This window comes from Halobellus clavatus (assembly GCF_900107195.1).
Lineage (GTDB): Archaea > Halobacteriota > Halobacteria > Halobacteriales > Haloferacaceae > Haloquadratum > Haloquadratum clavatum.
Genome location: NZ_FNPB01000001.1, coordinates 191,418 through 216,079, shown reverse-complemented (window position 1 = coordinate 216,079; position 24,662 = coordinate 191,418). Strand labels below are relative to the sequence as shown.

The window sequence follows — 24,662 nt, the reverse complement described above, 5'->3', positions numbered from 1 at the left end:
CAGAGAAACAAATTTTTCATTTATTGAACCAATACACCGAGAAGTATTCTAATTCACGTAGTCGTTTGGTGAAGGACGGCCGATATTGGTCCAATCACAGAGCTTTTCACTACAAACGCGGAAATCAAAAATGACGCGCGTGGTCGATACCGGGCGCGTCAGGTAAGGACCTGCGAGACTGGTGCTCTTCGCAGTGGCTTGGTCAGTCACGGACCGCACACTGCGGTCCCCTTCCTTTCGAGCGAGCACCCCGACGACCGCGTCGGTCTTCTGTCAGTCACGTCACGTAGCGTCCCACGTCGAGTGCAAACAGGACCGTCCCGCCGACCGGGAGCACGACGACGAGCGCCAGGACGGCCCCAGTCGGAAGCAGGGCCACCGGGCCGACAGCCAGCCCGGCCAGCGGCGCCAATCCGGCCACTGCGTAGAGATACGCTGACCCCCGGCCGACGGCGACGACGACGGCGACGAACGCGATAGCGAGGACGACCGATCCGATCGGAAACAACAGCGTCGTCGTTGCCATACCCGATACGGCCCGGAGGGCGAACGTCCCGGGCGGCGTCAGGGCCCCGGTGGCGGCCAACGCACTGACCGGGTCGGAGACGACCGCCGGACGGAGCGTCCCGAGCGCTCCCGCGTTCGCGGCGAGATACTGCCAGAGCCCGGCCAGGTAGATCGCCCCGGCCAACACCACGCTGATCCAGGCGTACTGGAGTCGAGAGAGCCCGCGCCGCGCCGTCGCTGCTGTTTCGCGACTCGCTCCGGCGTCGGCCGCAGAGTCCCCGCTGTCGGTCGTCGACTGCGCGCGCCGATTGCGCTCGGTGCGCTGGGTGTTTCGCGTGCGCCGACTCGATCGGCTCTGTGACTCGGTCTGTCGGGTCCGCGACGTGCTCTGGCCGTTCGCGCTCGTTCGTGACGACGACCGCGTTCGATCGCTCGTCGCGGATCCCGTCGAGTCGGAACGACGCGTGGAGCCCGATCGACTGCTCGACGAACGTCCGCTTCGGCTCCGCCCGGTCCCTGTCGCACTCCGCCGATCGGTCGACGATCGGTCGCCGCTCCGGGTCGACTCCTCTCCGTCCGTCTCGTCGTCCGCTGCGTCCGGCCCCGGCTGTCCGGCCGTCGGCAGGCCGTCGAGGCGCTTGCGGACGTACTTCGCGTGGCCCATACGGTCGTACGCCGCCCGCTTTTCCTCCGCACTGAGGACCTCGTGGGCCGCTTTGAGCGTCTTGAACTGCGCGGTGGCTCGCGCGTCGTCGTTGACGTCCGGATGATACCGGCGGACGCGCTCTCGCCACGCTCGGTCGATCTCCTCGGCAGAGGCGTCTTCCGAGACGCCGAGCAGTTCGTAGAAGTCGTCCATCCTCTTCGGGCGGAGTTTGACACCGACCGAATTGAATGTACCGACGGGCGTCGCGGCCCGCTCCCTCTCGCCGGGATGGTAACCCTCATAGTCGTTCGCCCGGGTCCTCTGTGTATGGATTTCACACGCATCGCGCTCGGCAACTCCGTGTTCGAGGGCGAGAACAACGCCTACCTCCTCGAGGGCGACCTGACGACGCTCGTCGACGTCGGCGCGTCGACGGAGTCCGTCCGCAGCGACTTAGAAGCCGGTCTCAACTCGGCCGGCGTGGCGGTGACCGACATCGATCGCATCCTGCTGACCCACTGGCACTCAGATCACTGTGGCCTCGCGGGTGAACTCCAGGCGGAGTCGGGCGCGGACGTCTTCGCTCACGAGATGGACGCCTCGCTGATCGCCGGCGACGACGAGACCGCCGAGGCGCTCGACGAACTCCGGGATCGCCGGTTCAGCGAGTGGGGGATCCCGCCGGACAAGCGCGAGGTCCTCTTAGGCGTCCAGTCGGATTTCCAGGGCGTCGCCGGCGACCCCGTCGACGTGCAGACGCTCGCCGACGGTGATCAGATCCGTGCGGGCGACGGCGAACTGACGGTTCGTCACCTCCCCGGACACGCCGCGGGCCACATCGCGTTCGCATTCGAGACCGAAGACGGCGGCCACTCGGCGTTCGTCGGGGACGTCATCCTGCCGGAGTACACGCCGAACATCGGCGGCGCGGACCTCCGCGTCGACGAACCCCTGGCGACGTACCTCGAGAGCCTCGACCGCCTGGCGAGTCACGACCTCGAGACCGCGTGGCCGGGCCACCGCGATCCGATCGAGGATCCCGCGGCGCGAATCGAGGTCATCCGCGATCACCACTACGACCGCACCCGCCGCGTCGTCGAGACCCTCCAGGAACACGGCCCCGCCGACGCCTGGACGGTCAGTGCGCACCTCTTCGGAGAACTTGAGCACATCCACATTCTCCACGGACCGGGTGAGGCGTACGCCCACTTAGATCACCTCGAACGCGTCGGGGCGGTCGAACGCGAGGACTTCGAGTACCGACTGGTCGACACCGATCCCGACGTCGACGCCCTGTTCCCGAATACGAAATACTGAAACGCCGTCGCCGGAAAGAAGACGGTATGGAACTGCGGGTCATCGACAAGACCGACGAGGAACTCCGCATCGAGGTCGCCGGCGAGGATCACACCTTTATGAACGTGATCAAGGGCGCGCTCTTAGAAACTGAAGGCGTCGCCGCCGCGACCTACGACGTGAACCCCGAGCAGTCGGGCGGACAGACCGAACCGATCCTCTCGATCAAGACCGAGTCGGGCGTCGATCCGCTCGACGCACTCGGCGACGCGTCTCAGCACGTGCAGACGACGGTCGAGGACTTCTCCGCGGCCTTCGAGGCCGCACAGTAGCGTCGGTTCGGGGCCCGATCCGCGCTCGCGCTACAGTCGGACCGGCACGCCGTGCTCGTCGAGGTACTGCTTCGTCTCTTCGATACTGTACTCGTCGAAGTGGAAGATCGACGCCGCCAACCCCGCATCGGCGCCCGCTTCGGTGAACACGTCGTACATATCTTCGGGCCCGCCACAACCCGAGGAGGCGATGACGGGCGTCGAGACGGCGTCACAGACCGCCTTCGTCAACGGGATATCGTACCCCTCTTTCGTCCCGTCGGCGTCGATGGAGTTGACGAACAGTTCGCCCGCTCCGCGGGATTCGGCCTCGGTGGCCCACTCGACGACGTCGACGCCGGTCCCCTCGCGGCCGCCTTTCACCGTGCACTCGAACCAGCAGGACTCCCCGTCGATCTCGGCGTAGTATTCGCCCTCCTCGTCGTAGCGCCGCTTGGCGTCGACGGAGATGACGATACACTGCGAACCGAACGCCCGCGCGCCCTCGTCGATCAGTTCTGGGCGTTCGAGCGCCGCGGTGTTGATCGAGACTTTGTCCGCGCCGGCCCGCAACGTCTCTTTGATGTCTTCACGCGTGCGGATGCCACCCCCAACCGTCAGCGGGATGAACACTTCGTCGGCGACCCGGGAGACGGTATCGAGCATCGTCTCCCGGCCGGCCGCGGAGGCCGTGATGTCGAGGAAGACGAACTCGTCGGCCCCGGCCTCGTTGTACAACTTGGCCATCTCCACCGGATCGCCGGTGTACTTCAGGTCCTCGAAGTTGACACCGGTGTAGACCGCCGGATTCCCGTCGTCGTCGAGGTCGACGTCGATACACGGGATGATCCGCTTCGTCAGAGTCATACGATACGTCCGGATACGACGCCCGCCATCAAAAGGTGTCGGAAGGGCGGTCTCGAGCGGCGGACGCGGCGAACGACTCAACTCCGTCGAACGGCGTGTATCACCTATGGCGGACGACGTCGACGACACCGAGGAGACCGCCCCCTGCGACCGTTGCGGGATGTCGATTCCGGCCGACGCGACCCGGTGTCCAGTCTGCAGTTACCAGCCCGAGGGGTACAGGCCCCGCCTGATGCGGGTCGGCGAAGTGATCTTTGCGGTCGTGATCGTCCTCTCGATTCTCACCCTGCTCGGCGGCGTAACGGGATTCACGCTCTGGCTGCCGGCCGATGCCGTCGCTCGCGTCGCCATCGTAACGCCATACACGGCGGGCATCTCGGGATTCTTCCTGTATTACCTCCGGCAGAAACGCCAGACCAAACCGACAGACAGCGATCTGTTCGGTCGGTCATAACTCCCGAGGCGATGGTTTTTGTGCGATGACGGGGCCAGACGCCGCGTGCGCTGAACGCGGCCGCGACGCGCCAGCGGGTGTGCGACACCACGCGTCGCGGGCGGAGTCCCCCGGGCTCGCTCGACGGTGTCGCCTGTTCGCCCCCGTGTCTCCGGACTCGACGATTCAAGAGCGTTTTAGTAGTCGGCACGCGACCGCTCGAATATGAGCGACCACGAGGACCACGGCGGCCACAGCGACGAAGCGCACGATCACGGGGACGGCCACGACCACGGTGGCCACGGCCACGGAGACGACGACGGCCGCGTCACCTCGCCGATGCAGGACTTCGGAATGAGTCAGGTCACGACGGGTCTCCTCGTCCTCGTCGTCGGCCTGGCTGTCGCCTTCGGCGTCCCGCTCCTCCTCTGAACGCCGTTCTCAGTCCAACTCCGACGCGAGCACGTCCCGTAGCGACGCGATCGCCTCGGCGTCGACGGCCAGGTTCTCGTCGCCGACCGACAGCCGGAGCGTCCCGTCGTCGGTCGCCTCGCCCAGCGTCGTGACCGGTGCGATGCCGTCGAAGGCCGCCTCGACCGCCGCCGGATCGGCGGTCTCGACGACTGCGCGGCCGGGCGTCTCCTCGAACAGCGCGACCGCGTCGTCGACGGCGACGTCCGCGCCCGCCGCCGACGTGATCATCTCGGCCAGCGTGACGGCCAGCCCACCGTTGCTCACGTCGTGGACCGCGAGCGTCGCGTCGTCGTTCGCGACGGCCGCGAGCGCTGCGACGACGTCGCCCGCGTTTTCGGGGAGGGTCGGGAACGTGTCGGAGCCTCCCTCCTGAGCGAGTAGCTCGGAGCCGCCGAGCGCGTCGCTGCCGCGGCCCACGAGCAGCAGGGTCCCGCTCCCGTCGAGCGCTGTCGGGGGGGCGTCGTAGCCGGCCTTCGCCCCGAGCACCGCGAGCGTCGGGGTCGGCGGAATCGGTCCGGCGACGGAGTCGTTGTACAGCGAGACGTTGCCGCCGACCACCGGAATCGATAGCTCGCGGCACATATCCGCGAGGCCATCGACGATCGCGCTGAAGCGCCCGTACACCTCCGGTTTCTCGGGGTTTCCACCGTTGAGGCAATCGACTGCGGCCAGCGGCGTCGCGCCCTTCGCCGCGAGGTTGGTCGCGTTCTCCAGTGCAACCGCCCGCGCGCCGTCGTAGGGCGCACAGTCGGTCCAGGCTGGCACCGCGCCAGACGAGAGCGCGACGCCGGTCCCGGCCTCGCGGACGGCGAGCAGCGCCGCGTCGTCGCCGGGCTTGCGGGCGGTCCGCGCCCCGACCTCGTGGTCGTACTGGCGGTAGACCCAGCGCTTCGACGCGGTGTTTGGCGCGCCGACGACCGCCTCGAACGCGGACTGGAGATCCACGTCGGGCCGATCGCGACTCGGCTGGCTCGGTTCGACCGTTGCGAGATCGTTCATCGGCGCGCCGTCGGCGAGGAACTCCGCCGGTACGTCGACGACAGTCTCGCCCTCGAACGTACAGACGTAGTTGCCCGCGGTCACCTCGCCGATGATCGAATAGCCGAGATCGTACTTCGCGGCGATCGCTTCCACCGCCTCGACGTCCTCGGGACGGACCTCATAGCACATCCGCTCTTGGGACTCGGCGAGCACGATCTCCAGTGCGTTCATATTCGGCTCGCGCTGGTGGACCCGTTCGAGTTCGATGTCAGCGCCGAGTCCGCCTTTCGCGACGAGTTCGGAGGAGGCGCCGCCGAGACCGGCCGCGCCGAGGTCCCGTGCGGCCTGGACGAGGCCGTCGTCGACGAGTTCTTCGTTCGCTTCGATGAGCAACTTCTCCGAGTAGGGGTCGCCCACCTGGACTGCGGGGCGATCCTCGGTCTCGGCGTCCTCGGCGAGATCCTCGCTCGCGAACGACGCGCCCCCGAGACCGTCCCGGCCGGTGGCGTTGCCCAGGAGGACGAGTTTGTTGCCGGCCTCCTGTGCCTCGGCGGTGACGAGGCGCTCCTCGTCGACGAGTCCGACGCAGGCCACGTTGACGAGCGGATTGCCCTCATAGTCGTCGTGGAACTCGACGCTGCCCCCGACTGTCGGGACGCCGATCGCGTTGCCGTAATCGGAGATGCCCTCGACGACGCCCTCGAGCAGATAGCGGGTGTGTTCGCGGTCGAAGTCGCCGAAGTAGAGACTGTCTGCGAGCGCGATCGGGTAGGCCCCCATCGAGAGCGTGTCCCGAACGATCCCGCCGACGCCCGTCGCCGCGCCGTCGTAGGGATCGACGTAGGACGGGTGGTTGTGGCTCTCGATCCCCATCGTGACGTACGTCTCCGCGTCGCTGTCGCCGTCGTTGTCGGGGAGGCGCACGACGGCGGCGTCGTCGCCGGGGCCGACGACGACCTGGTCGCCCTCCGAGGAGAACGCCGAGAGGAGGGGCCGCGACGAGCGATACGCGCAGTGTTCGCTCCAGAGGTTCTCGAAGAGTGCGGCCTCCGTCGGGGTGGGGTCGCGCCCGAGTTCGGCCGTGACGAGTTCGCGGTCGGAGTCCGGCAGGCTCATTCACTTCCCTGTTCAAGAAGGTTCGATTAATGCTTTTCTGTGTGCACGGACGTGTATCGTCGCGAGGATCTGTCGTCGGTGGCGGTTCGCACACGGCCGTTTCCCGCGGACGCGGACCGGGTCGCTTTTTTAATCCCGGTCACTACCCCCACCCGTGCTATCGGTCGAGTTGCACGCGCACTCGTCGCTGTCGTACGACGGCCGCGATCCGGTCGACCTGCTCTTAGCGCAGGCAGAGGCGGTCGGCCTCGACGCGCTCGCGATCACCGATCACGACGAGATCGACGCGAGCCTCGAAGCGGCCGAGAAGGCCGCCGAATACGGACTCGTCGGCATCCCGGCGATGGAAGTCACGTCGGCGGCTGGCCACGTCCTCGCGTTCGGGATCGAGGAACTCGTCCCGGCGGGCCTCTCCTACGACGAGACGCTCGACCGCATCCACGACCAGGGGGGGATCGCCGTCGTTCCGCACCCGTTTCAGTCCTCGCGACACGGCGTCGCGGCGCACGTCAGTCGCGACCAACTCGCGGCCGCCGACGCCGTCGAGGTGTACAACTCCCGGCTGTTCACCGGTTGGGCCAACCGGAAGGCCGAGCGCTTCGCGACCGCCCGAGGGCTGCCGATGACCGCCGGCAGCGACGCCCACATCGGGGAGATGGTCGGGCAGGCCGTCACCGAAGTCGGCACCGACGACCGCTCCGTCGGCGGGATCCTCGACGCCATCGTCGACGGACAGACCAGCGTCGTCGGCCGCCGCACGCCCTGGCGGATCTCCTTCCGCCAGTTCGGCGGCGGTGTCAAGCGCCGAATCAAGCGCACCGTCTCGGACCTCGTGTAATGCCTCACGTTTCCGATTCCGCCCCGGGAGCCGCGTCACGGCTCGACGGTGCGTCGCCGGCACTCGTCCGCGACGCACTCGACACCGGAGCGCCGCTTCTCGGGACCGCCGGGTTTGCGGGTGAGGTGGACGAGTACCTCGTCCGCGACGTGCTCGGCCGTCGCCCCCTCTTCGTCGACGCGGCGGATCCCGCCCGGTGGTCCTTCGTGCCGACCAGTCTCGACGATCCCGTCTCGGTCCCGGCGGGAACCGTCGCACGGGTCGGGACCGCCCCCGAGAGCGTCGATGCGCAGTGGACGCTCCCCGACCCATCGCCCGCGGCCGACCGCGAGGCCGCGCTCGCTGCCGTCCGCGACGCAGTGCGCGAACGGACGCGGGCCGTCGGAGCGGACGGTGAGGACGGGGCCGCCGGGGCCGGAAACGACGACGTCGCGGTCGCCTTCTCGGGCGGCGTCGACTCCGGCCTCGTCGCGGCCGGCGTCCCCGACGCGCCCTGCTACGTGGCCGGATTCGAGGGGTGTCACGACGTCGCCGCCGCTCGCGACGCGGCCACGGCGATGGACCGCGACCTCCGCGTCGTCGAACTCGACCACGCGGCTCTTCGCGAGGCGGTCCCACGGCTCGTCGACGCCTTCGGCCGGACGAATCCGATGGACCTCTCGATCGCGCTGCCGCTGTTCTTGGTCGCCGAGCGCGTCGCCGCCGACGGCTACGACCGCCTCGCGCTCGGCCAGGGGGCCGACGAACTGTTCGGGGGCTACGCGAAGGTGCAGAAGGCCCCCGAGGACCCCCGCGTCGACGCCGACTCCGTCAGGGGCGCTCGGCGAGAACTCCTCGGGACGATCCCCGAGCAGGCCGAACGCGACGTGCTGGCGATTCGGTTGGGCGGCGTCGAGCCCGTCACGCCGCTGCTGCACGACGACGTCGTCGCGGCGGCGCTGCGGCTCCCGGAATCGCTGCTCGTCGACGGCGAGACGCGGAAGGTCGCACTCCGGGAGGCGGCGCGCGGACTCGTCCCCGACACGGTCCGGACGGCCGACAAGAAGGCGGTCCAGTACGGCACCTACGTCTCCCGCGAACTGGACCGACTGGCTCGGCAGGCCGGCTTCAAGCGCCGGATGGACAACCACGTCGAGCGGTACGTCGAGTCGCTGGTCGCAGACGTCTGACGCGAAGCGGGATCCGGTCGTGCGAGGTCGCGTTATGCTGTGCGTCCGCTTACTCAGCGTCGGCCGCGGCTTCGATCGCCTCCAGCGCGAACTGGACGGTGTCGGCGTCGAGGTCGGACTCCCTGAGCGCCGTCTCGTCGTACCACGCCCAGGCCTCGGGGCCGGCCTCGTCGTCGCCCGCAGGGTCGATCTCCCGTGACGCGACACGGGCGTAGTAGATGTGGTCGATGTGCTGGTGACCGACGTGTCCGCCGTCGTGAACGTTGATGTCGTAGAGCATCTGGTGGCGGGGCTGCGGGAGGTGTTCGCCCGCCGGCGCGTCGACCGGTTCGGCGTGATCGAGCAGTTCCGCGTCGAGACCGGTCTCCTCGTAGACCTCCCGCAGGCCGGCCTCGTGGGGGACTTCGTCGCGGTCGACGTGGCCGCCAGGGGGGATCCGGATTCCGAGTCCGTCGTGGCGGTGCAGCGCGACCGCGCCGCTCTCGACGATGTAGACCGTGGCCGTGAAATGCCGCGTCGTCTCCATATCCGTCCCTGCGGCGGCGTCGTGGTGTCTCTTACTATCCGCGCTGCGAGTTCACCGACTGCCGGCGCCGCGGCTCTGTCGAACGATCGACTCCATCTTCTCCCGCGAGAGTTGTGACCGGATGGCCTCGGGAATCCCGTCGGGCAGCGCCGCGCGGAGTTCCGCGTCGCTCATCCCGCCGATGTGATCGTTCGCGGTCGCGGTCGCTCGCGTGTCCCCCGCCCCGTCGTGCTCGCGACGACCGCTGTCGGCCTCGCCGTCGCTGACGGGGTCGGCGTTGGTGAAGGGATCGAGTCCGTCATCGCTGTCGGCTCCGTCGACCTGCAGCCCGCCGTCGGTCGCCGATCGGACCTGATCGCCGCTGTCCTCGATGCGGGACGTGCCGGACTGCAACTCTGAGAGCGCGGCGTCGACCTCGTCGGCGGTCTCGGACTGTGACCGGATGTTGTCCGCGATGACGTCGACCTCGGCGGCGACTTCGGTGGCGTGTTCGGCCGCCTCGTCGACGACGCGGGCGATGTCGGAACTGGCCTCGGCCTGTTCGTCGGCCGCCCGGGCGACCTCGTCGATGCCGTCGGACGTCTCTTCGACCGCGTCGACGATTCCCTCGAGCGTATCGACCGATTCGTCAACGCTCTCGAGCGCGCCGTCGATGCTCTCGCCGACCTCGTCGAGGCCGGTCGCCGTTCGGTCGATCCGCGCGGTGACGGTGTCGATCATCTCCTCGACGCGTTCGGCCTGCGCTTTCGACTCGTTGGCCAGCGATTTCACCTCGTCGGCGACGACGGCGAACCCCGAGCCCGCTTCGCCGGCGCGCGCGGCCTCGATCGAGGCGTTGAGCGCGAGCAGGTTCGTCTGGTCTGCGATGTCGTTGATCACTTCGACGATCTCGTCGATCTCGTCGACGGCGTCGACCAGTTCGTCGACCTCGTCCATGATCTCCGCCCGCTCGTCGTCGAGTTCCTGCATCTCGTCTTCGGCCACCGCGGCCGCCTCCAGCCCGTCAGTCGCGAGGGTCTCGGCCTCTCCGCTCCGCGAGGAGACTTGATCGGCGGTCGAGGCGATCTCCTCGATCGTCGCCGAGAGCGTCGACACCTTGCCCGCGATGTCTTCGGTGTGCTCGGACTGCTCCTCGGCCAGCGAGTCGATCCGATCGGCGCTCTGCGCCGCGCCGTTGGCCTCGGTCCGCAGCGTCGCGACCGAATCGCCGATCTCCGCGCGGAGTTCGCGCGAGCGCTCGATCTCCTCTCGGAGGTCCGCGGAGTACGAGTGAAGGTACGTGTCGTTGACGACCTGCATATCGAGGTTGAGGATCCGCGTCACCGCCATCGAGTCGCGGAAGCCGTCCGTGATGGCTTCCTCGACTGTCGCCGCGTCGTCGGCGTCCAGTTCCGCTGTCGCGGCGTCGATCGTTCGCTGCTGCAGCGTCTCGAAGAACGTGCTGAGGAGGTTCGCGAACATCCCCCCGAAGTAGTGAAGCGGCATCTCCAGACGGTCGTGGAGGCGACCGATCCGCGTCCGGTGGGTGAAGTACTCGGTGTCGTACTGCCCGCCGGTGACCATCCGCATATACCCCTCGACGATCGCCTCGAGATCCGACTCGGTTCGCGGCGAGCGGTCCACAATCTCTTTCGTTCGGTCGTGCCCGAAGACGGGGCCGACGAACGACTCGACCAGGGCGTCCATATTCGACTCGACGAGGTCGTCGAGATCGGCCACGCGGCGTTCGTCTTCCGCGGAGAAGTCGATAAACTCCTTCCGCCACGCGATCTCCTCGCTGGTCAGTCCGATCTCGGCGGCAAGCTGCTCTGCAGAAGTACCCGTACCGATCGTTGGGCCGTCGACGAGTGAATCCATACGATTTCCTCTCACGCACGCGTAATAACACTTCTACCCCGAAGATCAGCCGTGATAACCACACCGTGCGACCGGGCGGTGCGTCCGGGTTCGGCCCGCACCGAAACGCTTACTCCCAGTCCACGGTTCCTCACGGGTATGAGCGAGACGCCCGTCGACGCCGAGGAGGTCGAACACGTCGCCGAACTGGCGCGCGTCGACCTCGCTGACGACGAAGTCGACGCGTTCACGACGCAGTTCGCGGAGATCCTCGAGTACTTCGAGGCGCTGGACGAAGTGCCCGAAGTCGAGAGTGAGGCGGACCTGGTGAACGTGATGCGCCCCGACGAGGTTACCGACGGCCTCGATCAGGCAGAGGCGCTGCAGAACGCCGAGGAGACCGAGGACGGCTTCTTCAAGGGACCGCGGGTGTCGTAGATGAGCCTGAACGCGTTCATCACCGAAGCGGAGATCGACCCCGACGCCGACGGCCCGCTCTCGGGTCAGACCGTCGCGGTCAAAGACAACATCAGCACCGAGGGCGTCCGGACGACGTGCGGGTCGGCGATGCTGGACTCCTACGTCCCGCCGTACGACGCGACCGTCGTCGAGCGGCTGAAGGACGCCGGGGCGACCATCGTCGGCAAGGCAAATATGGACGAGTTCGGGATGGGCGGCACCACCGAGACGTCTGCTTTCGGCGCGGTCAAGAACCCCGTCAACGAGGACCACGTTCCGGGCGGATCCTCGGGCGGGTCGGCGGCCGCCGTCGCCGCCGGCGAGGCGGACCTCGCGCTCGGTTCGGACACCGGGGGCTCGGTCCGCAACCCCGCCGCGTTCTGCGGCGTCGTCGGCATCAAGCCGACCTACGGACTCGTCTCCCGGTACGGCCTCGTCGCCTACGCCAACTCCTTAGAGCAGATCGGGCCGATCGCCAACACGGTCGCGGACGCCGCGGCGCTCCTGGACGTGATCTCGGGACCCGACCCGCACGATGCGACGACCCGCTTCAACGCGAGCGGTGGCGGCCCCGACGATTCGGCCGCGGAGTCCGACGCCGATCATCCCGCGACGGACGCCGACTACGCGGCCGCGGCCGACGGCGACGTCGACGGGACCACGATCGGCGTGATCACCGACCTTCTCGAGGGCGCAGACGACCGCGTCGTCGAGACGTTCGAGGCGTCTCTCGACGACCTCCGTGCGCAGGGCGCTGAGACGGTCGAGGTGTCGCTCGACTCGCTGGAGCACGCGGTCCAGGCGTACTACGTGATCGCGATGTCGGAGGCCTCCTCGAACCTCGCACGCTTCGACGGCGTGAGGTACGGCCAGTCGGGCGGCTACGAGGGCAACTGGAACGACGCCTTCGCCCGCGCCCGCGAGGAGGGCTTCGGCGAGGAGGTCAAGCGCCGGATCCTGCTCGGCACCTACGCCCTCTCGGCGGGCTACCACGACAAGTACTACAAGAAGGCGCAGGACGCCCGCGCGTGGGTGAAACGCGACTTCGACGAGGCCTTCGAGCACGCGGACGTGCTGGCGACGCCGACGATGCCCGTGTTGCCGCCGGCGCTGGGCGAGAGCCTCGACGACCCGCTGCAACTGTATCTGATGGACGCCAACACGGTCCCGGTGAACCTCGCGAACCTCCCCGCCATCTCGGTGCCCGCTGGCGAGGCCGACGGCCTCCCGGTCGGCCTCCAGTTGATCGGCCCGAAGTTCGGCGAGGAAGCGATCGTCCGGGCCGCCTCGGCAGCCGAAGACTGACCGCTGCCGGTGAGTCGCCCGGGGGCGTAGCGGTACGTTTTCAACGCTGCCCGCTGGATCGTTGACTGAGTTCGAATGTACATCATCGTCGTCGGTGCCGGGAACATCGGCACGCCGCTCATCGAGATCGCGGCCGAGGGCGGGAACGAGGTCGTCGTCATCGAGAACGATGAGACCAAGGCAGAGGCCGCGGCGTCCGCGTTCGACTGTCTCGTCTTGCATGACGACGCGACCGCAAAGGAAACGCTTGTCGACGCCGGGGCCGACCGGGCAGACGCGCTCATCTCGACGACGGATCAGGACGCGACGAACGTGATGGTGTGCCTGCTCTCGAAGGAACTCGACATTCCGAACATCGTCTCGGTCGTTCACAACCCCGAGCATATGAGTCTCTACCGTCAGATCGGCGTGAACACGATGGAGAACCCGCAGCGACTGATCGCGGAGTACCTCTACCGCGCCGTCAAGCGGCCGTCCATCGTCGATTATATGCGCATCGGCGACGAGGCGGAGGTCTTCGAGATCCGCGTCGACGACGGCGCGCCGATCGCGGGGATGTCGATCCGGGAGGCCGCCGAGGCGGACCACCTCCGGAGCGATATGCTCGTCGTCGCGATCGAGCGCGACGGGACCGGCAACCCGATCACCCCGCGCGGTTCGACCGTAATCGAAAGTGGTGACCTCCTGACGGTTTACTCGGCCGAGGGCGCGACGCCGGACGTCACGGACGTCTTCGGCCACTTCGAGGATCACTGATGCCGCGGCCGCGATCTCGAACCGTCAGCGGCTGGCCGACAGACCTGGCGACGATCGCCCACGACGTCGGGTCGCTGCTCACGATGGAAGCCACGTTGATGACCCTCAGTACCGTGGTCGCGGCCCTCTTCGGCGAGTGGTACGTCGCGCTGGCGTTCGCCCTCGCGGGCGGGGTCACGGCCGTCGTCGGACTGGGCGCACGCCGCGCGTTCGCCGACGCGCCCGATCCCCGGATGAAACACGGGATGATCATCGCCGCGAGCGGCTGGCTGATGACTGCTGCCTTCGGGTCGCTCCCCTTCTTTCTCGCGGCGGTGTTCGTCCCCGCAGAGGTCGCCGCGTCGTACGTCCCGGCGGGGGCGTCCTACGGTCAGTCGAGTCTCGCGTACTTCGCGAACCCGCTGCACGCGTTCTTCGAGAGTATGAGCGGGTGGACGGGCAGCGGGCTCACGATGGCCGTCCACGAGCCGTCGCTGCCGCGGACGATCCAGTGGTGGCGATCGCTCATCCAGTGGGTCGGCGGCGTCGGCGTGATCGTCCTCACGGTCTCGATCCTCGCCCGCCCCGGGAGCGGGAGCTACGCGCTCTACCGTTCGGAGACGCGCGAAGAGAAGATCCACCCCAGCATCGTCTCGACGGTCCGAACCGTCTGGAAGCTCTTTCTCGGCTACACTGCGGTCTCGATTCTCGTGCTGTTCGTCGCGATCAGACTCTCCCCCTTCGGCTCGCAACTCCCGCTGTGGGAGGCCGCCTGGCAGGCACTCAATCACGCGATGACCGGCCTCTCGACCGGCGGGTTCTCCGTCACGGACAACTCGATCGCGACCTACGACTCACCGCTCATCGAGACCGTTCTCCTCCCGGTGATGGCGCTCGGCGCGATCGCGTTTCCAGTCCACTACACGATCCTCTCCGAGCGCGATCTCGGGGAACTCGTCTCGGACCTCCAGACCCGGTGGCTCTTCTTGCTTCTCGGTCTCGGCGTGCTGGCGCTGTCCGTCCAGAACCTCGTCTCGATTCCGTCCGTCGAAGGAGCGTTCGTCGCGACGGGCACACTCGACGTCGGCGGTGCGGTCGATCCGATCGTCGCGGATGCCGTCCGCGATTCGACGTTCCAGTGGATCAGCGCGCTCACGTGCACCGGGTTCCAGTCCGCGCCGATCGGTCGGTGGACCGCCGGCGCGAAAGTGCTGATCGCCGGCGCGATGACGCTCGGCGGAGCCGCCGGCTCGACGGTCGGCGGGATCAAGATCATTCGCGGCTACGTCATCGGCCGCGGTATCCGGTGGCAGTTCCGACGCGTGTTTCTCCCCGCCAGCGCAGTCGTCGGGACTCAACTCAACGGTCGGCGGCTCGACCGGGAAGGAATGGAGCGGGAGTTCTCCGAAGCGGCCATCGTCACCTTGCTGTGGCTCGTGGTGCTGCTCGCCTCCAGCATCGTCCTCGTCAACCTCGCCGGTCCGGACTTCACCTACGCCGACGCGCTCTTCGAGGTGGCGTCGGCACAGGGGAACGTCGGCCTCTCGGCGGGGATCACTGGTCCGACGATGCATCCGGTCGCCGAGGCGATGTTCCTCCTGAATATGTGGGTCGGTCGATTGGAGATCATCCCGATCCTCGTCTTCGCTCGGTCGCTGCTCTACGGACTCGATCCGTAGGGCACGGCGGTCGACCGAGACGACCTCTCGGGCCTACCCCGGACCCTCGATCGATCATCGCGTCCAGTACTCGGACGTCAGCAGCACCAAGACGGGGATGATCTCCAGCCGCCCGATCCACATCAGCCCCACCATAAAGTACTTCGACGCGTCCGAGAACGCGAGATAACTCCCCATCGGTCCGACGATGCCGAATCCCGGACCGACGTTCCCGAGCGTCGCCGCCGTCGCCGAGAGGACCTCGAGGACCGACAGCGTCGGGCCGATCCGGAGCGAATCGAGGAACAACAGCCCCGCACCCACGAAGAAGATCACGATATACAGGAGCGTAAAGCTGTAGATACCCCGAACGGCGTTCTCGTCGATCGTCCGGCCACCGAGGCGAACCGGGCGGATCGCCTCAGGGTGGGCAGTCGTGAACAGCTCGCGGCGGATCGATTTGAGGATGACGTACCAGCGGACGATCTTCACCGCGCCACCGGTCGACCCGGCTGATCCGCCGATGAACATCGCGAAGAGCAGCAGATACTGTGCGGGCGGGCCCCACGCGTTGAAGTCCATATTCGCGTACCCCGTCGTGGTCACGATCGAGACGGCCTGGAACGCGGCGTACCGAAGCGACGGCTCCACCTGGCCGACGATTTGCGCCCGGACAGTCTCCAGGTACGCGGCGTCGAACGTCTCGCCGGCCGGCGCGGCACCCACTAGTCCGCCGGCGAACAGGATCCCGGCGATGACCGCGGTGAGCGTCCCCATCGCTCCGACGTAGAACTTGAACTCGGAGTCGCCGAACAGCCGCCGCGGATCGCCGGTCAGGACGTGCCAGAACAGGGCGAAGTTCGTCCCGGCGGCGACCATGAAGGGGATGATGATCCACTGCGCCGTCGCGCTGAACGCCTCGATACTCCGCGCCTCCGGCGAGAACCCGCCCGTCGGCATCGTCGTCAGCCCGTGCGCGACGGCGTTGTAGAGCGTCATCGCCTGATCGACCCCGGCGACGTTGAGCGAGTAGAGCAGGACGATCTCCAACACGGTCAGCCCGAGGTACGCCCCCCACAGCGCGCGTGCGGTCTCGGCGATCCGCGGCGTGAGCTTCTCGATGCCCGGGCCGGGCGCTTCGGCGTCCATCAACTGCGCACCGCCGACCGACAGCTCGGGGAGGATCGCGACCGCCAGCACGACGATCCCCATCCCGCCGAGCCACTGGGTGAGCTGTCGCCACAGCATAATCGACCGCGTGTGCGCATCGAACGAGATCTCGCCGAGCACGGTCGCCCCAGTCGTCGTGAAGCCGCTCATCGCCTCGAAGAGGGCGTTTGCGGGGTTCCCGAGCGTCGATTCGGGGTTGATCGGTTGCGTTACCATCGGGATGCCGTGCGCCTCGATCAGGTACGGGACCGCCGCCACGATTGCGACCGCGAGCCACGTCGCCGCCACCATCAGAAAGCCCTCGCGGGGCCTGATCTCGGGGTCGGGGTCGAGCCGTTCGAGGCCCACCCCCGCGACGACGGTCAGTGCGATCGTCGCGACGAACGGAGCGACCGGATCCCCGTAGTAGAGCGCGACGACGAGCGGGAGACACAGCGGGACCGCGAGGTACTTCAGCACGGACCCGACGAGGCTGAGACTGGCGCGGGCGTCGACGCGGAGTTTCATCAGAGATACGAGCGGAGGGATACTCTCACGGGGGGAAGATGTTTCGGTCCGAGGTCTGCTCGCTCCGGTCGGCTACAGCCGGGTGGCGACTTCCTCTCCGACGTCGATGTCGGCGAAGACGACGACGTGATCGCCCACCTCGACGACGGTGTCGCCGCGGGGCGTGATGAACTCCGCATCGCGGGTGATCGCACCGATGACGACGCCGTCGGGCAGATCGGCGACCGACTCGTGAATCGGACGGTCGGCCAGAATGCTCTCGGCGTCGACCTCGATCTCGAGAACTTCGGCCTTGTCGGACTCGATCAGTGCGACGTTCTCGGCCTCTCCCTCGCGGGTGAACCGCGAGATCTCCTCGGCGACGACGCTGCGCGGGCTCACGCCGACGTCGACGCCGACGGTCTCGAAGAGTTCGACGTAGTCGTTGGTGTCGATGATCGCGATCGTCCGCTCGACGCCCATCCGACGACCGAGCAGCGACACGAGGAGGTTCTTCTCGTCGGAGTCCAGCGCGGCGATCACGATGTCGGCATCGCCGATGTGCTCACGCTCGAGGAACTCGATGTCCGTCGCATCGGACTCCATCACGACGGTCTGTGGGAGCCGCTCTGCGAGGTCTCGCGCGCGATCGGTGTCCTGTTCGACCAGACGCGGTTTGAAGCCCCGAGACTCCAGCAACCGCGCGGCGTGATAGCCGATCTCCGAGCCGCCGACGATGACGACCTCCTCGGCGGTCCCCTGAGATTCCTCGGGAGCGACCGATCCGGCGAACTCTCGGACGCTCTCCGGCGAGCCGATGACGACGACTCGGTCGCCCACCTCGATCAGCGTCTCGCCACGAGCGATCTCGACGCAGCCGTTCTTGAGAATGGCGACGAACGTCAGCGAGTCGAAGCGGTCGGCCTCCGCGACAGTCTGATTCGCCACTGGACTCTCCTCGTCGACCTCGAATTCGGCCATCTGCACCTTTCCGCCCGCGAAGGGATCGACGTCGCGGGCGGCCGGCAGGCCGATCATCCGGACGATCGACTCCGCGGCGAGCAGGTTCGTGCAGACCATAAAGTCGACACCGAAGGCGCGCTCGGAACGCTCCCACGTCCGGAGATACTCGGTGTTCTTCACTCGAGCGATCGTGAACGCGTCGGAGATGGCCTTCACCGTCGAGCAGACGACGATGTTCGTCTCGTCGTCGTCGGTGGAGGCGATCACCATATCGGCCTCTCCGATGCCGGCCTCCTCGAGAGTCGACACGGAGGTCCCGTCGCCAGTTACACCCAGGACGTCGAGAGAGTAGTTCAGCTCCTCCGTCCGTTCCTCGTCGCAGTCGACGACGATTACCTCGTGCGCGCTGGCGAGGTCGGCGGCGATACTCGATCCGACCTGGCCCGCACCGATGATGACTACGCGCACTGCCGATCACCCGAAATCATTCGTCCCGATGTGTCCCGCGTGGGCGTATCCATCTTTCGGCATCGATCCGACCGCCCCCGGCGGCTTCGACGACGACGAACTCAGGACCGTCGTTCGACGGTGAGATCGATGGGTCTGTGCGTCCCCTCGAGGTCCTCGACGACGCGCTCGACGATGCGCTCGGCCTCGGTTGCGATCGCGGGCTTGAGGCGGTCGAGCACCCAGCCGAACGAAACGAAGCGTGGCAGGTCGAGTCCGCCCTCGTTCGCGGATCCCGGATCGTAGGCCACCTCGAACGAGACCCGGGACGCGGCGTCCACGTCGTCTGGGGCGTCCGACGGGACTTCGTCGAGTGGTTCGATGACCCAGCGGCCGCTGGCGTCGAGGTTCCGGACGATCCGCCAGTCGATCGTCTCCGGTTTTTCGACTTCGGTCACCTCGGACTCGACGGTGTACGTGAGCTTCCACCAGGCGAACCGCAGCGCGTACCGGGTCCCCGCGCCGCCGTCGCCGCTGCGCCGCGAGACGGTCCGGAGGTGCTCGGAATACTTCGCGTACCGTGGGAAGTCGATGAGAAAGTCGTAGGTCTCCTCCGGGGGGAGGTAGACGACAGTGGTGACGACGAGTTCGTCCACGCCGGACGCTGGGGCCGGGGCGTCGAAAGCGTTGCGGGCGGTCACACCTGGCACCACGGCCACTCGCCGCGCATCGGAACGCACTTGTTATCGAGCATTCATTTCGAAGTCGATGGTCGGGTCGACCCTCCTCGACATCCGCCGTCACGTCGACGCGCTGGCCACGCCCCGCGGTCCGTACGCCGTGGTCTGCGGACGGACGGGCTGTGAGCCCTCGCCCGTCACCGGACTGCGGTTCGACGACCGCGACACGGCCGCCGAGGCAGCCGACGCCGCCAGCGAGTACCGCGCGACGCTCCGGCAGTACGACCCGCAAGTCCTCTTCTATGAACCGCTAGTCCACGACGTGGAAGACGCCCCGCGCGGGGACGTGATCGAGGACCGCACGGACGAGCGGGTGCGCTATCTCTCCTTCTGTCACGACGTCGCCGGCGCGACGTTCGAGGCCCTCTCGGCGGCCGGCCTCCGCGATGTCGAATCGGCCGCGATGGAGACGTATCTGACCCTCGCCGAAGTCGTCACCGATCCCGACGACTTCTGTCTCACGCTGTTGTGGAGCGTGACGAGCGAACTGGCTCGACTCACGGGCCGTCGCGAGCAGACCGCCGTCGTCGCATCCGCCGCGTCGGCCCTCCGGTGTCACGACGTCGACACCACAGGACGGCCGGCAGCGGGACTGGAGGCGGCGCTCGATCACCTCGAAGCGGTCGGCTTTCTCGACGCCCACGCGGTCGAGTCGGCCGCGGACGAGGCGGGGTGGCGGATCAGACTCGACGGGTACGCGCTCGCAGAGCGAACCGGACGGCTGCCGACGCTCCCCGTCTCGATCGCTCTCGCCCGGCAGCTCCCGACCACGCCGTTCCGCCTCGCCGACGCGACGCCACTGGACGACCACACCTGGCAGCTCCGTATCGAGCCGGACCGGGTGCCCGGGGGCCTGGCGTCGCTCGACGCTCGCAACGACCGACGGCTCTACGACCGCAACACCGACCGTTGAGACCGATCGGCACCCGCGTCTGTGCGGTGCCGACCGTGACACTCATTCGGTCCGACGGCGTCTCGGCGTGTATGTCACCCTCGGATACTGACGCACGGACCGGCGGACCGACCCACGACGACGGGGCAGCCGTCGTCGTGGTCGGCGGCGGCGTCGCCGAGCTGACCGCGGCGACCTACACCGCTCGGGCCGGCCTTCGGACGCTCGTCGTCGATGCGCCCGAAAGCATCCTCGCACGCAACGCGCACCTCGAGAATATGCCCGGCTTCCCCGGCGGCATCGACGCCCGCCGATTCCTGGACCTGCTCCGCGAACAGGCCGACGAGAACGACGTCCACCGACGGTCGGGCCGCGTCACCGACGTCGCGATCAGCGGCGACGGCTTCGACGTCACCGTCGCGGCCGCCGACGACGCCGCGGTCGACGAGTGGTCCGCCGGAGCCGACGCTGTTATCGCGGCGTCGTGGGCCGACGTCTCGTATCTCGACGGCCTCGATGTCGAGATCCGCAGCGCGGGATCGAAGCAGTACGTCGACGTCGACGAACTCGGCCGGACGGCCGTCGAGGGCCTCTACGCCGCCGGGCGGCTCACCGAGAAATACCACCAAGCAGTCGTCGCCGCCGGTCACGGCGCGGAAGTCGGTCTGACAGTCGTCCACGACTCGGAGGTAGCGTACTACCACGACTGGGTGACCCCGGAGGGCTACTTCACCGACCGCGGTCGGGACGTCCCCCCGGGCTGTGAGGAGATCGACGCTGACGAGCGTGCGCGCCGGCGTGCGGCGGCGCGCGAGCGACTGCAGCGGTCCTTCGACGGACCACATCCCGAACCGCAACGGACGCACCCGAGTCTCGTCGCCGACGACCTGGGTCGGCTGGACGAGTAAGCGCTCGCGGCCCGACTCACCGGTCGTCGTCCAGTTCGATCCCGTCGCGGTACTCCTCGAACGCGTCGTCGAGTTCCGCCTTGATAGCCGCCCGCTCGGACTCGGTGAGCTCTCGCTGCTCTTGCGCGGCCAGCACCGCGCGCGCCAGGAGTTCGTTGTTCATCCGCATCGACGGGTTCGCGAAGTTACTCGAGAGGTCCTGACGGTCGCGCGACATCTGGTTCCAGACGCCGCCTTCGGTGTAGAAGTAAGTGAACACGAGCGTGCCGCCGAGCGTCACCCCGATCAGGGGCCAGGCGTACTCGCCGTGTCCGTACTGTCTGAGCGTGATCGTGGCGGTCGAGAGCCCGGTCATCCCCAGCATCGCCAGTCTGACCATCCCGGAGACACCGTCGACGCGGGCCAGCCACCGAGCGGCCAGTCGGACCCACCAGCGTTGTGCGGTCATCGCCGCCGCGTACGCGAGCGAACGACTAAACGCCCGCGGCTCGGCCCACAGCAGTTCGCGGGGGACGTTAGCCCGCCGACTGCTCTGCGGCCGTGTTCATCTGCCCGACGCTGAGGATCAGCGTGCTCTCGTCGGCTTTCACGGCGTCGACGGTCCCCGACAGGCGGAGGCCAGTCGAGGGCGTCGGCCCGACCGTCACGCGGTCGCTCTCGGAGAACCGTCGAACCGATCCACGGAACGTTACCGCCGCGCGGCACAGGTCGGGGTGGTGAACGGTCGCGAGGTCGATCTCCTCGACGTTGACGCCATCGACCGCGCCGCCGTTGCGCTCGACCGGAACCTGAGCGGCCTCGTCCATCTCCTCGATGTCGAGCGCTTCGTACGCGTTCGCGGTCGGTTTGTACCCGCCTTTCGGCCCCGGAATCCCTTCGACTAACTGGAGCGCCCGGAGGCTCTGCATCTGGTTACGGATCGTTCCGGGATTGCGGTCGATGTCCTCGGCGATCAGTTCGCCTCGGACCGCGCGTTCGCTTTCACTCGATAAGTCGACCAGCGACCGGAGAATCCGCTTCTGACTCGACGTCAACTCGGGTATCGCCATAGTATATGGTGAGGAAACTATTTTGATAAATGTTTGGATATAATGGCGTTATATCCCTTAAACAGAAAACAAAAACCGAGAAAAACGAAATACTTCGTCTATAGTGCGGAAATACCTTACATTATATGATTCCAAACGCTGTTTTGGGCGTAATTGAGGTTCGTATGAAAATACGACCGAGAGACCGTACATATTGTTATCAAAACCGAATACTATGCGTATGGCTTGTGTCTCTCGGGTATTCCTTAAACAAACAGTACAAAGCGTATTTACACCGTGCCCGCTGACCGCCACCAGTGATGTTTGCTCGTGTCGACGCTGGCATCGACCGCCGGACGCAGGCACCGTGGTTCGATCGCTCCGCGGGTGCGCGGAGGGGCCGCGAGCGATGACCGACTCTTCGACTGCGTCGGAGTCGCGGGCGGCCGACGCCGAGTCCACCGACAGTCTCTCGACCACCGACGGGTCGCTCGACGGAGAGCAGGCAGCGGTTCCATCCATCGTCGATCCCGAGGTGGCCCGGCAGCGGATCGAGACTGTCGTTCGTGAGACGGTCGAGGACGCCGACGCCCGCGGCGTCGTGGTCAATATGAGTGGCGGGCTGGATTCGACAGTCACCGCGGCTCTCGCGGTGGATGCGCTGGGACCCGAACGGGTCTACGGGCTGATCCTCCCGTGCACCAAACTCGGTGCCACCGCCGCGCGCGACGCGGAGGCGCTCGCCGACGCACTCGGCATCGATCACGACACGGTCCACCTCCAGCCGCTGTTCGCCCGTTTCGGCTCGGTCGTCCCCGACAGTTTCGGGTTCCACGACGAACCTGTCCCGGCCGGCAACGCGATCGCCCGGTTCCGTATGATGCTCGCGTATTTTGCGGCCAACGCGACGGACCGCCTGGTCTGTGGCACGACCAACCGGAGTGAGCGGCTCCTCGGGTACTTCACGAAGCACGGCGACGGGGCGGCCGACCTCCTTCCGATCGGCCACCTGTACAAGACCGAAGTTCGAGAGCTGGCCGAGGCTCTCGACGTCCCGGACTTCGTCCTCGACAAGGAACCGACCCCCGGGATCCGTCCCGGCCAGGTGGACGCCGACGACCTCGGGGCACCCTACGACGTCATCGACCCGATACTCGAACTCGGAGTCGACGCCGGGCTCGAGCCGGACGCCGTCGCGGCCCGCGTCGGCGTGGACGTGACGACTGTCACCGATCTCCTCGATCGGCACGAGGCGACCGCACACAAACGACGGATGCCGGCCGTGCCCACTCGCGACCGCGATCGCTGACGTCCGTCGCGCTGCCCCGGGCTCGCGCCGTCGCCGAAAGACGTGGAGTTTTACCTGCCGCACCCGAACCATCGACCGATGTTGGACGGGGTTAACGTCGCGCTCGGGATCTCGGGGAGCATCGCCGCCGTGAAGGTGGTCGAACTCGCTCACGAGCTGCGTCGGCAGGGGGCGACGGTCCGCGGCGTGATGACCGAGAGCGCACAGGGGATCATCCACCCGTGGGCGGTCGAGTTCGCGACCGAGAACGAGGTCGTGACCGAGATCACGGGCCGTGTCGAACACGTCGAACTCTGCGGCCGCGAGGGCTGGGCCGACGTGCTCCTGCTCGCTCCCGCGACGGCCAACACGGTCGGAAAGATCGCCGGTGCGGTCGACGACACGCCCGTGACGACCTGTGCGACGACCGCGCTCGGCGCGGACGTTCCCGTCGTGATCGCCCCCGCGATGCACGAACCGATGTACGACCATCCGGGCGTACTCGACGCGATCGACCGCGTCGAGTCGTGGGGCGTCGACTTCGTCGATCCCCGAATCGACGAGGGCAAAGCCAAGATCGCGACCGAGGAGGCCATCGTCACCGCGACCGCGCGGGCGACGACCGAACAGACGCTCGCCGACAGCCACGTCGTCGTCACGGCCGGCGCGACCGCGGAGGCGATCGATCCCGTCCGAATTCTCACGAACCGCGCATCCGGCAAGACGGGACGGGCGGTCGCCAGGGCGTGTCACTGCCGCGGGGCCGACGTGACGCTCGTCCACCCCGGCGGCGACGTCCACTACGCCGAGACCGTCACGGTCGAGTCCGCCGCGGAGATGCGCGACGCGGTGGTCGCACACACCGACCGCGACACCGACGCTGTCGTCTCTGCGGCGGCGATTTCCGATTACACCGTCGAGGCCGCGAGCGAGAAACTCCGCTCGGGGGAACGGCGGACGCTCGAACTCGAACCGACGCCGAAGTTGCTCGACGACGTGCGCGAAGCCCACCCCGACCTCCCGATTGTCGGGTTCAAAGCCGAGACGTCCGGCGACGACGGGGCGATGACTGAGGCCGCGCGCAGCATCCTGGACCGCGTGGGACTGGCGTTCGTCGTGGCCAACGACGCCTCCGTGATGGGGTCGGACGCGACGCGGACGCTGTTCGTCGACGAGGAGGCCGTCTCCGAGTTCTCCGGGTCGAAGCGCGAACTCGGCGCGGCGGTGGCGGAGCGACTCGCAGCCGGCGTCGTCGAGTAACGGAATCGCGCTGTGCAGCCGTCGTTGAGCGTATGCGGCGGGCACAGCACGGGCTGCGGTCAGGAATCCTGCCGATTCGCATCCGCGGCGACCTTGTAGACCAAGCCGACGAGTCCCCCGAGGCCGATCTCGAACCCACTCGCGATGAACGCCGCCGCGAGGACGCTCCCGACGAATTCCCCGCCGCCACCCCGCAGTGCCAGCCCGGAGGCGACCCATATGCCGGCGAGGAGTTCTTTGGGTGTGAGCGTACGCATACCGCTACTACGACGGGTCTGTAGAAACCGTCGTCGCTGTTCGCAATCGGGGTCGCTGGTCGGGCG

The 24,662-nt window shown here is 67.5% G+C and carries 26 protein-coding genes; 15 read left to right on the top strand and 11 right to left on the bottom strand.

Annotated elements, in window-relative coordinates:
• Nucleotides 1-277 precede the first annotated feature (277 nt).
• Nucleotides 278-1,366 (bottom strand): DnaJ domain-containing protein, encoded by a 1,089-nt coding sequence (locus BLU74_RS01095; protein WP_089764186.1) that lies wholly within the window; start codon nt 1,364-1,366, stop codon nt 278-280.
• Between the two features lie 114 nt (nt 1,367-1,480).
• Between BLU74_RS01095 and BLU74_RS01090 the strand changes: the two genes are divergently transcribed.
• Both BLU74_RS01090 and BLU74_RS01085 read left to right on the top strand, forming a co-directional pair.
• Nucleotides 1,481-2,470, top strand: a complete 990-nt coding sequence (locus BLU74_RS01090; RefSeq protein WP_089764184.1) for an MBL fold metallo-hydrolase — start codon at nt 1,481-1,483, stop codon at nt 2,468-2,470.
• A 26-nt stretch (nt 2,471-2,496) separates the two neighbouring features.
• Entirely contained in the window at nt 2,497-2,781 is a 285-nt protein-coding gene (locus BLU74_RS01085; RefSeq protein ID WP_089764181.1) for a DNA-directed RNA polymerase subunit L, read from the top strand.
• Nucleotides 2,782-2,811: 30 nt separating this feature from the next.
• Here the strand turns inward: BLU74_RS01085 and hisF are convergent, their stop codons facing one another.
• The gene (gene hisF / locus BLU74_RS01080) at nt 2,812-3,627 is read right to left on the bottom strand and encodes an imidazole glycerol phosphate synthase subunit HisF (protein WP_089764178.1); all 816 of its coding nucleotides are present in this window, start codon (nt 3,625-3,627) and stop codon (nt 2,812-2,814) included.
• A 106-nt stretch (nt 3,628-3,733) separates the two neighbouring features.
• Between hisF and BLU74_RS01075 the strand changes: the two genes are divergently transcribed.
• Together BLU74_RS01075 and BLU74_RS01070 are read left to right on the top strand one after the other, a co-directional pair.
• The gene (locus BLU74_RS01075) at nt 3,734-4,081 is read left to right on the top strand and encodes a hypothetical protein (RefSeq protein WP_089764176.1); all 348 of its coding nucleotides are present in this window, start codon (nt 3,734-3,736) and stop codon (nt 4,079-4,081) included.
• 204 nt (nt 4,082-4,285) lie between these two features.
• On the top strand, nt 4,286-4,492 hold the full coding sequence (locus BLU74_RS01070) for a DUF7550 family protein (RefSeq protein WP_089764173.1): 207 nt from the start codon (nt 4,286-4,288) through the stop codon (nt 4,490-4,492).
• 9 nt (nt 4,493-4,501) lie between these two features.
• Here BLU74_RS01070 and purL read toward each other — a convergent pair whose 3' ends face one another.
• Complete coding sequence (gene purL / locus BLU74_RS01065) at nt 4,502-6,631, bottom strand: phosphoribosylformylglycinamidine synthase subunit PurL (protein WP_089764170.1); 2,130 nt, start codon at nt 6,629-6,631, stop codon at nt 4,502-4,504.
• 154 nt (nt 6,632-6,785) lie between these two features.
• Between purL and BLU74_RS01060 the strand changes: the two genes are divergently transcribed.
• Nucleotides 6,786-7,469, top strand: coding sequence for a CehA/McbA family metallohydrolase (locus BLU74_RS01060; RefSeq protein WP_089764168.1), 684 nt, complete (start codon nt 6,786-6,788; stop codon nt 7,467-7,469).
• Nucleotides 7,469-8,638: an asparagine synthase C-terminal domain-containing protein gene (locus BLU74_RS01055; RefSeq protein WP_089764166.1), complete on the top strand. Its 1,170-nt coding sequence runs from the start codon at nt 7,469-7,471 to the stop codon at nt 8,636-8,638. The genes BLU74_RS01060 and BLU74_RS01055 overlap by 1 nt, the downstream gene beginning before the upstream one ends.
• Nucleotides 8,639-8,687: 49 nt before the next feature.
• Here the strand turns inward: BLU74_RS01055 and BLU74_RS01050 are convergent, their stop codons facing one another.
• Both BLU74_RS01050 and BLU74_RS01045 read right to left on the bottom strand, forming a co-directional pair.
• Nucleotides 8,688-9,164 carry an NUDIX domain-containing protein gene (locus BLU74_RS01050; protein WP_089764163.1) on the bottom strand — a complete coding sequence of 159 codons (477 nt, stop codon included), beginning with the start codon at nt 9,162-9,164 and terminating at the stop codon, nt 8,688-8,690.
• A gap of 51 nt (nt 9,165-9,215) precedes the next feature.
• Nucleotides 9,216-11,021 carry a globin-coupled sensor protein gene (locus BLU74_RS01045; protein ID WP_089764160.1) on the bottom strand — a complete coding sequence of 602 codons (1,806 nt, stop codon included), beginning with the start codon at nt 11,019-11,021 and terminating at the stop codon, nt 9,216-9,218.
• Between the two features lie 138 nt (nt 11,022-11,159).
• On the opposite strand from BLU74_RS01045, the gene gatC reads away from it, so the two are divergent.
• The 4 genes from gatC (at nt 11,160) to BLU74_RS01025 (ending at nt 15,178) form a co-directional block, all read left to right on the top strand.
• Nucleotides 11,160-11,438: an Asp-tRNA(Asn)/Glu-tRNA(Gln) amidotransferase subunit GatC gene (gene gatC, locus BLU74_RS01040; protein ID WP_089764158.1), complete on the top strand. Its 279-nt coding sequence runs from the start codon at nt 11,160-11,162 to the stop codon at nt 11,436-11,438.
• Nucleotides 11,439-12,764, top strand: coding sequence for an Asp-tRNA(Asn)/Glu-tRNA(Gln) amidotransferase subunit GatA (gene gatA / locus BLU74_RS01035; protein WP_089764155.1), 1,326 nt, complete (start codon nt 11,439-11,441; stop codon nt 12,762-12,764).
• 75 nt (nt 12,765-12,839) lie between these two features.
• The gene (locus BLU74_RS01030) at nt 12,840-13,520 is read left to right on the top strand and encodes a potassium channel family protein (RefSeq protein WP_089764153.1); all 681 of its coding nucleotides are present in this window, start codon (nt 12,840-12,842) and stop codon (nt 13,518-13,520) included.
• Entirely contained in the window at nt 13,520-15,178 is a 1,659-nt protein-coding gene (locus tag BLU74_RS01025) for a TrkH family potassium uptake protein (RefSeq protein WP_089764151.1), read from the top strand. Before BLU74_RS01030 ends, BLU74_RS01025 begins: the two co-directional genes overlap by 1 nt.
• Before the next feature lie 54 nt (nt 15,179-15,232).
• Here the strand turns inward: BLU74_RS01025 and BLU74_RS01020 are convergent, their stop codons facing one another.
• Both BLU74_RS01020 and trkA read right to left on the bottom strand, forming a co-directional pair.
• The gene (locus BLU74_RS01020) at nt 15,233-16,834 is read right to left on the bottom strand and encodes a TrkH family potassium uptake protein (protein WP_089764149.1); all 1,602 of its coding nucleotides are present in this window, start codon (nt 16,832-16,834) and stop codon (nt 15,233-15,235) included.
• Nucleotides 16,835-16,906: 72 nt separating this feature from the next.
• Complete coding sequence (gene trkA, locus BLU74_RS01015; protein WP_089764147.1) at nt 16,907-18,244, bottom strand: Trk system potassium transporter TrkA; 1,338 nt, start codon at nt 18,242-18,244, stop codon at nt 16,907-16,909.
• Between trkA and BLU74_RS18720 the strand changes: the two genes are divergently transcribed.
• Nucleotides 18,231-18,368 (top strand): hypothetical protein, encoded by a 138-nt coding sequence (locus BLU74_RS18720; RefSeq protein ID WP_175454523.1) that lies wholly within the window; start codon nt 18,231-18,233, stop codon nt 18,366-18,368. The two genes, trkA and BLU74_RS18720, sit on opposite strands and share 14 nt — an antisense overlap.
• Here BLU74_RS18720 and BLU74_RS01010 read toward each other — a convergent pair.
• Nucleotides 18,346-18,879 carry an SRPBCC family protein gene (locus tag BLU74_RS01010; RefSeq protein ID WP_089764145.1) on the bottom strand — a complete coding sequence of 178 codons (534 nt, stop codon included), beginning with the start codon at nt 18,877-18,879 and terminating at the stop codon, nt 18,346-18,348. The two genes, BLU74_RS18720 and BLU74_RS01010, sit on opposite strands and share 23 nt — an antisense overlap.
• Nucleotides 18,880-18,991: 112 nt before the next feature.
• Between BLU74_RS01010 and BLU74_RS01005 the strand changes: the two genes are divergently transcribed.
• Together BLU74_RS01005 and BLU74_RS01000 are read left to right on the top strand one after the other, a co-directional pair.
• Nucleotides 18,992-19,876: a DUF7551 domain-containing protein gene (locus BLU74_RS01005; protein WP_089764143.1), complete on the top strand. Its 885-nt coding sequence runs from the start codon at nt 18,992-18,994 to the stop codon at nt 19,874-19,876.
• Between the two features lie 71 nt (nt 19,877-19,947).
• Nucleotides 19,948-20,763 (top strand): thioredoxin reductase, encoded by an 816-nt coding sequence (locus BLU74_RS01000; protein WP_089765209.1) that lies wholly within the window; start codon nt 19,948-19,950, stop codon nt 20,761-20,763.
• A gap of 16 nt (nt 20,764-20,779) precedes the next feature.
• Here the strand turns inward: BLU74_RS01000 and BLU74_RS00995 are convergent, their stop codons facing one another.
• A complete protein-coding gene (locus BLU74_RS00995) occupies nt 20,780-21,211 on the bottom strand; it encodes a hypothetical protein (protein WP_089764140.1) in 432 nt (143 codons plus the stop codon).
• A 67-nt stretch (nt 21,212-21,278) separates the two neighbouring features.
• Nucleotides 21,279-21,812: an Rrf2 family transcriptional regulator gene (locus BLU74_RS00990; protein WP_089764138.1), complete on the bottom strand. Its 534-nt coding sequence runs from the start codon at nt 21,810-21,812 to the stop codon at nt 21,279-21,281.
• 388 nt (nt 21,813-22,200) lie between these two features.
• On the opposite strand from BLU74_RS00990, the gene BLU74_RS00985 reads away from it, so the two are divergent.
• Both BLU74_RS00985 and coaBC read left to right on the top strand, forming a co-directional pair.
• The gene (locus BLU74_RS00985) at nt 22,201-23,100 is read left to right on the top strand and encodes an NAD+ synthase (RefSeq protein WP_089764136.1); all 900 of its coding nucleotides are present in this window, start codon (nt 22,201-22,203) and stop codon (nt 23,098-23,100) included.
• A gap of 78 nt (nt 23,101-23,178) precedes the next feature.
• Nucleotides 23,179-24,339, top strand: coding sequence for a bifunctional phosphopantothenoylcysteine decarboxylase/phosphopantothenate--cysteine ligase CoaBC (coaBC, locus tag BLU74_RS00980; protein WP_089764134.1), 1,161 nt, complete (start codon nt 23,179-23,181; stop codon nt 24,337-24,339).
• Between the two features lie 59 nt (nt 24,340-24,398).
• On the opposite strand, the gene BLU74_RS00975 is transcribed toward coaBC, so the two are convergent.
• Nucleotides 24,399-24,596 (bottom strand): hypothetical protein, encoded by a 198-nt coding sequence (locus tag BLU74_RS00975; RefSeq protein WP_089764132.1) that lies wholly within the window; start codon nt 24,594-24,596, stop codon nt 24,399-24,401.
• Between the last annotated feature and the right edge of the window lie 66 nt (nt 24,597-24,662).

Bases quoted from the DNA above. Each gene is read 5' to 3' on its own strand.
- BLU74_RS01095 (WP_089764186.1), bottom strand. From the start codon at position 1,366: ATGGACGACTTCTACGAACTGCTCGGCGTCTCGGAAGACGCCTCTGCC.
- BLU74_RS01090 (WP_089764184.1), top strand. From the start codon at position 1,481: ATGGATTTCACACGCATCGCGCTCGGCAACTCCGTGTTCGAGGGCGAG.
- BLU74_RS01085 (WP_089764181.1), top strand. From the start codon at position 2,497: ATGGAACTGCGGGTCATCGACAAGACCGACGAGGAACTCCGCATCGAG.
- hisF (WP_089764178.1), bottom strand. From the start codon at position 3,627: ATGACTCTGACGAAGCGGATCATCCCGTGTATCGACGTCGACCTCGAC.
- BLU74_RS01075 (WP_089764176.1), top strand. From the start codon at position 3,734: ATGGCGGACGACGTCGACGACACCGAGGAGACCGCCCCCTGCGACCGT.
- BLU74_RS01070 (WP_089764173.1), top strand. From the start codon at position 4,286: ATGAGCGACCACGAGGACCACGGCGGCCACAGCGACGAAGCGCACGAT.
- purL (WP_089764170.1), bottom strand. From the start codon at position 6,631: ATGAGCCTGCCGGACTCCGACCGCGAACTCGTCACGGCCGAACTCGGG.
- BLU74_RS01055 (WP_089764166.1), top strand. From the start codon at position 7,469: ATGCCTCACGTTTCCGATTCCGCCCCGGGAGCCGCGTCACGGCTCGAC.
- BLU74_RS01050 (WP_089764163.1), bottom strand. From the start codon at position 9,164: ATGGAGACGACGCGGCATTTCACGGCCACGGTCTACATCGTCGAGAGC.
- BLU74_RS01045 (WP_089764160.1), bottom strand. From the start codon at position 11,021: ATGGATTCACTCGTCGACGGCCCAACGATCGGTACGGGTACTTCTGCA.
- gatC (WP_089764158.1), top strand. From the start codon at position 11,160: ATGAGCGAGACGCCCGTCGACGCCGAGGAGGTCGAACACGTCGCCGAA.
- gatA (WP_089764155.1), top strand. From the start codon at position 11,439: ATGAGCCTGAACGCGTTCATCACCGAAGCGGAGATCGACCCCGACGCC.
- BLU74_RS01030 (WP_089764153.1), top strand. From the start codon at position 12,840: ATGTACATCATCGTCGTCGGTGCCGGGAACATCGGCACGCCGCTCATC.
- BLU74_RS01025 (WP_089764151.1), top strand. From the start codon at position 13,520: ATGCCGCGGCCGCGATCTCGAACCGTCAGCGGCTGGCCGACAGACCTG.
- BLU74_RS01020 (WP_089764149.1), bottom strand. From the start codon at position 16,834: ATGAAACTCCGCGTCGACGCCCGCGCCAGTCTCAGCCTCGTCGGGTCC.
- BLU74_RS18720 (WP_175454523.1), top strand. From the start codon at position 18,231: ATGACTACGCGCACTGCCGATCACCCGAAATCATTCGTCCCGATGTGT.
- BLU74_RS01005 (WP_089764143.1), top strand. From the start codon at position 18,992: ATGGTCGGGTCGACCCTCCTCGACATCCGCCGTCACGTCGACGCGCTG.
- BLU74_RS01000 (WP_089765209.1), top strand. From the start codon at position 19,948: ATGTCACCCTCGGATACTGACGCACGGACCGGCGGACCGACCCACGAC.
- BLU74_RS00995 (WP_089764140.1), bottom strand. From the start codon at position 21,211: ATGACCGCACAACGCTGGTGGGTCCGACTGGCCGCTCGGTGGCTGGCC.
- BLU74_RS00990 (WP_089764138.1), bottom strand. From the start codon at position 21,812: ATGGCGATACCCGAGTTGACGTCGAGTCAGAAGCGGATTCTCCGGTCG.
- BLU74_RS00985 (WP_089764136.1), top strand. From the start codon at position 22,201: ATGACCGACTCTTCGACTGCGTCGGAGTCGCGGGCGGCCGACGCCGAG.
- coaBC (WP_089764134.1), top strand. From the start codon at position 23,179: ATGTTGGACGGGGTTAACGTCGCGCTCGGGATCTCGGGGAGCATCGCC.
- BLU74_RS00975 (WP_089764132.1), bottom strand. From the start codon at position 24,596: ATGCGTACGCTCACACCCAAAGAACTCCTCGCCGGCATATGGGTCGCC.